The organism is Deltaproteobacteria bacterium (genome assembly GCA_016930875.1).
Taxonomy (GTDB): domain Bacteria; phylum Desulfobacterota; class Desulfobacteria; order Desulfobacterales.
The window spans coordinates 1-4,688 of the sequence record JAFGFW010000081.1 but is presented as its reverse complement, the minus strand read 5'-3'; the positions used below and the strand labels follow the sequence as shown (position 1 = coordinate 4,688).

The window sequence follows — 4,688 nt, the reverse complement described above, 5'->3', positions numbered from 1 at the left end:
GGACATGACAGGCAATCTGGTAATGTGAGGAAGAGCAACCAACCCCACAATCAGATACCTCTCAGAGCCCCTGACCTGTTCCTTGAATTGACGAAACGCCTCGATTCTGCTAATGTCTCTTTCCATAATAACCTCCTTTGTGTGTAGTGGTTTATCTTACGCTTACACTATGCTATAGGAGGTTATTTCTTTTTTTACAAGGCGATAATAACTTTTTATTTTACTACCCTTAGGGGTGTAATCTCCTGCTATTTCAATATATAACATCCATTGGATTATAGGTTTGCTTTCCCGGGTCGGACCAAGTTATTAACCCGGCAATTATTTATATTAATCTTCTTTGCGATGTGCTATATAGGGCATCATGGAAAAGACAGATACAAGAAAGCTTAAACCAGAGGTACAAGAGCAAATCAGGTTTCAGGCCATTAGGCTTCGCAAAGCAGGCCGGAAGCACAAAGAGATCGAGGAAATTCTCGGCGTTTGTCACACCACTATCTGCGCATGGTACAAGGCTTACGAAAGAGAGGGTAACAAGGGCATTAAGGCAAAGAAAAGGGGGCGCAAAGTCGGTAGTTGTCGAACCCTGAACCGGGACCAGGAAAGGCAACTCAAGCAAACGATGCGAGACAAATGCCCAAATCAACTCAAACTGCCATTTGCCCTGTGGACCAGAATAGCGGTTCAGCAGTTGATCAAACGGCTGTGGGCGATTGAGATGCCGATTCGCACAGTGGGTGAATATTTGAAACGCTGGGGCTTCACCCCTCAAAAACCATTGCGCAAGGCCTATGAGCAAAATCCGAAAGCCGTCAAAAAGTGGTTGGATGAGCAGTATCCGGCAATTGCCCAAAAGGCCAAGAAAGAGGTTGCCGAAATTCATTGGGGAGATGAAACCGGGCTTTGCAATGACTGCCAGCATGGTAGAAGTTATGCCCCCCGAGGGAAGACTCCGGCGATTCGCCCTCCAGCCAAGCGCGAGCGAATCAACATGATTTTCTCTATCACAAATCAAGGCAAGGTCCGCTTCATGCTCTACCACGACACCATGAATGCAAAGACTTTCATCAAATTTCTGAAGCGGTTGATCAAAGACGTGGGTCATAAGATCTTTTTGATTATTGACAATCTGCATGTCCATCACAGTAAGTTGGTTAAGAAGTGGCTGGAAGAGCACAAGGGCGAAATTGAGCTTTTCTTCCTTCCATCCTATTCCCCTGAACTCAACCCGGATGAGTATTTGAATTGTGACCTTAAAGCCGGTGTACATTCCCGGGTTCCCGCGAGAACGAAGAAGCAATTGAAAAAGAAGGCGGTCTCTCATTTACGAATGCTTTAAAAACGGCCAACAAGAGTGCAAAAGTACTTCAAAGATCCAAGAATCGCCTATGCAGCATAATTCGTTTATTTCATTGCCGGGTTAATATCTACGGCATTCAAGCATCTGTGGCGAACAACTTCGACCCTATTGGGACAAGAATCCTTACGAACAAGAACATCACTCTTGATGGGAATTTCGACTTAGAGAAGATCAACTACTTTGACCTTCATACTAAACGGCACTATCAAACGCTTCTAAAAAGTGGGGACTTGCTTTTCAACTGGCGTAGCGGAAGTAAAGAGCATGTCGGGAAAACAGCGTACTTTGACCTCGATGGAGAATATACACACTCATCGTTTATTCTCAGAATACGACCAAAGGATGACGTCAACGGACGTTTCCTGTATTATTTCTTGAATTGGTTGAGAGAATCGGGTTACTTCGTGAGACTCCAAACCTATGCAGTGAATGCCAAATTCAACAAGAGCGCTATCAATGTGTTGCCAACAGCAAAGCCGTCCCCTGAAGAGCAGGATGACATCGCTGGAGCGATAGATGCAGTGATTCAACTTGAGGATGTTGCAAGACGCAAAAGAGATGCAATGAGCGACCACTTCCGCACCCTCCTCCACCAGCTCATGACCGCCGAGATTCGGGTGCATGATGTGGACCTTTCTGAATTGGGGTTGGAAACGGAAAGCAACGAGACGTAACGAGGTAAATATGCCGAAGAAACCGATACGCTATCATGAGGGTGGTTTTCCTCCTAAGGAGATTAAGTGGGAGCAATTGATTCCATTGATCGGTCCGGCGAGCGCGGCCTTGGCGCGCTATGATGGGACCCTGGCTGCCGTGCCGAATGCTGCCGTTATGCTGTCGCCGCTGATGACCCAGGAAGCCGTGCTGTCGTCGCGCATTGAAGGCACCCAGGCGACCATGGCGGAAGTGCTGAAGTTTGAGGCCGGCCTTGTCCCAGATCAGGCGGTCGCAGATAAAACAGCGGATATTCACGAGGTGATTAACTACCGCAAGGCCATGTGGCGTGCGGTCGAATTGCTCAACGATCTGCCCTTGTGTCAGCGGGTGATGAAGGAAGCGCATCGGATACTCATGGAAGGGGTGCGCGGTCAGGGCAAGGCCCCTGGGGCGTATCGCAGGGTTCCTAATTGGATCGGACCGGCGGGCTGCTCCATGGAGGAGGCAAAGTATGTGCCCATCTCCAGTGAGAAGCTGCCCCCGGCCATGGACCGCTGGGAGCGCTTCATACACGCAAACGCGGCGGACAAATTGGTGCAGCTTGCCATCCTTCACGCCGAATTCGAGGCGCTACATCCGTTTCTGGATGGGAACGGACGATTGGGGCGGATGTTTGTTCCCTTATTCCTCTATAGCATCAAAACGCTTCAGAGCCCGATGTTTTATATCAGCGCCTATCTTGAGGCCCGGCGCGATATTTACTATGAACGGCTACTTTCAGTTTCGCGGGATAACGACTGGACAGGCTGGTGCTGCTTCTTTTTGGAGGCCTTGACCGAGCAGGCCAAGGAAAACCATCAAAAGGCCACAGACATCTTGAGCCTTTACGAGGCAGAGAAAGCTCGGATTGTTGAGCTGACGCGCTCGCAATATGCCGTCAAGGCCCTGGATTTCTTGTTTATGCGTCCGATTTTCCAAACACCTGCGTTTGTGTCAGAAGGGGGAATCCCGAAACACACGGCAAAAAAGATGCTGAAAACATTGCGGGACAATGGGTTTTTTCGCGTGTTGAGAGAGCCCAAGGGTCGTCGTCCAGCTGTATTCGCTTTTCGGGAATTGTTGAATTTGGCAGAGGGAACTGACGTTTTTTGAAGACCGTAGATTCTTCACAAAGTCATTTACGGATAACGAAACACATTTTTATTATCCACAAAATGCATTGATTTGGTTTTATTCCATATTTCCATCCTTTTTGTGGATGACCTGTGAGCCACAATGCCATTTGTGGATCATGAAATACCCTTTGCCGGTCCACAACGGGATTTACTGATAATCTAATATCCACAAAGGTCAGAACGGCGCCATCATGCCCAAGCCCGGCGAGCATAAGACGGTTCAAATTCGGATCCTAAAGTATGCCCGACAGATCGGCTGGGCGCTCGTGTCCCGAGCTGAAGCGGAGGCGCGGCGGGGTTTTGACAATAGTGCAGGCTCGCCGGGCGAGCGGGCTGCGCGGGCATCGCTCTATTTTGATGATTTGCTCTATCAAAAAGTGCGCGAGTTCAACCTCAGGTAAACCGAAGGAGAAGGTGCTTTGGCGGGACGGCTGCGCCATTTGCAGGCCAATATTTTCGGCAACCGCGAGTTTTTGGGTTACCTGCGCAATTCGGGAAGGAGTTGGGGGACGTCCATTGGATTATAGGTTTACTTCGCCGGGTCGGACCAAGCTAACGGCCTGAAAACGCAAAGTAAAGTATAAATTTTCAATGCAGGATAATCACGAAAGGAGGAAAACTATGACCACGTCCAGAGAAGAAAGAAAGAAAAAGGTTATTGAAGTGCTAAATAAAGCGCGGGCCATGGAATTACAGGCCATTCATCAATACATGAGCCAGCACTATAATTTGGACGACATGGATTATGGTGAATTGGCGGCCAATGTCAAATTGATAGCGATCGATGAAATGCGCCACGCGGAGATGTTTGCAGAACGTATCAAAGAGCTGGGTGGAGAGCCCACCACGGAACTTTCCGGCAAGGTTGAAAAAGGACAAGATGTCAAGACTGTCTTCTCCTTCGACGCGACCCAAGAGGACATTGCGATTGCCGCTTACAACGAATTTCTTTTGATATGCCGAGAAAATGGCGACAGCACAACCATGAAACTTTTTGAAGTGGCCATTGACGAAGAGCAGGTCCACCTGAACTATTTCGACAGCATAAGCGGTCACATTGAGAAGCTTGGCAACTCGTATCTTGCCAAAATTGCGGGAACGTCATCGTCCACTGGTTTGCAGCCAAGCGGCTTTGTCGTTAGCGAAAAAGGTTGATTTGAAAGTGTTTTCTTTGCTAGGAGGGAGCCTATGAAGCGGTTAGTTTTTTTTGTCGGTTGGTTGCTCATCATGGACTTTGTCTTTTCGCCGTCCTCGTGGGCCGCGGAGATGGGAAAATTCACTTATGATGATTTCAAGAAACCTGCTCTGAGAAAAACGCCGGGGTCAGAGCTACACATTTTACAAGACTGACATCAGGGGTAGGCTTATAGGGGTGTCCATAAATAAACATACAACATGGATTCAAAGTAGAGATACTTATTTGCGGCGTTCAGTAAACGCTGACGCTCAGGAGTAGAAATGTCCAAGATGATTCCGGATCTGGAGGGGTATTTTAG

General features: G+C 48.3%; 6 protein-coding genes. All 6 read left to right on the top strand.

What is annotated here, in order from left to right:
- Window positions 1-364 precede the first annotated feature (364 nt).
- The 6 genes from JW883_07800 (at window position 365) to JW883_07775 (ending at window position 4,542) form a co-directional block, all read left to right on the top strand.
- Window positions 365-1,339, top strand: a complete 975-nt coding sequence (locus tag JW883_07800) for an IS630 family transposase (GenBank protein ID MBN1842166.1) — start codon at window positions 365-367, stop codon at window positions 1,337-1,339.
- A gap of 107 nt (window positions 1,340-1,446) precedes the next feature.
- Window positions 1,447-2,034 (top strand): restriction endonuclease subunit S, encoded by a 588-nt coding sequence (locus JW883_07795; protein ID MBN1842165.1) that lies wholly within the window; start codon window positions 1,447-1,449, stop codon window positions 2,032-2,034.
- Window positions 2,035-2,044: 10 nt separating this feature from the next.
- Window positions 2,045-3,169 carry a Fic family protein gene (locus JW883_07790; GenBank protein MBN1842164.1) on the top strand — a complete coding sequence of 375 codons (1,125 nt, stop codon included), beginning with the start codon at window positions 2,045-2,047 and terminating at the stop codon, window positions 3,167-3,169.
- 214 nt (window positions 3,170-3,383) lie between these two features.
- Complete coding sequence (locus JW883_07785) at window positions 3,384-3,593, top strand: hypothetical protein (GenBank protein MBN1842163.1); 210 nt, start codon at window positions 3,384-3,386, stop codon at window positions 3,591-3,593.
- A 220-nt stretch (window positions 3,594-3,813) separates the two neighbouring features.
- Window positions 3,814-4,347 (top strand): bacterioferritin, encoded by a 534-nt coding sequence (locus JW883_07780; GenBank protein ID MBN1842162.1) that lies wholly within the window; start codon window positions 3,814-3,816, stop codon window positions 4,345-4,347.
- 33 nt (window positions 4,348-4,380) lie between these two features.
- Window positions 4,381-4,542: a hypothetical protein gene (locus tag JW883_07775; protein MBN1842161.1), complete on the top strand. Its 162-nt coding sequence runs from the start codon at window positions 4,381-4,383 to the stop codon at window positions 4,540-4,542.
- The last annotated feature ends 146 nt before the right edge of the window (window positions 4,543-4,688 follow it).

Coding starts and splice junctions, on each gene's coding strand:
- JW883_07785 (MBN1842163.1), top strand. CDS start 3,384: ATGCCCAAGCCCGGCGAGCATAAGACGGTTCAAATTCGGATCCTAAAG.
- JW883_07790 (MBN1842164.1), top strand. CDS start 2,045: ATGCCGAAGAAACCGATACGCTATCATGAGGGTGGTTTTCCTCCTAAG.
- JW883_07800 (MBN1842166.1), top strand. CDS start 365: ATGGAAAAGACAGATACAAGAAAGCTTAAACCAGAGGTACAAGAGCAA.
- JW883_07775 (MBN1842161.1), top strand. CDS start 4,381: ATGAAGCGGTTAGTTTTTTTTGTCGGTTGGTTGCTCATCATGGACTTT.
- JW883_07780 (MBN1842162.1), top strand. CDS start 3,814: ATGACCACGTCCAGAGAAGAAAGAAAGAAAAAGGTTATTGAAGTGCTA.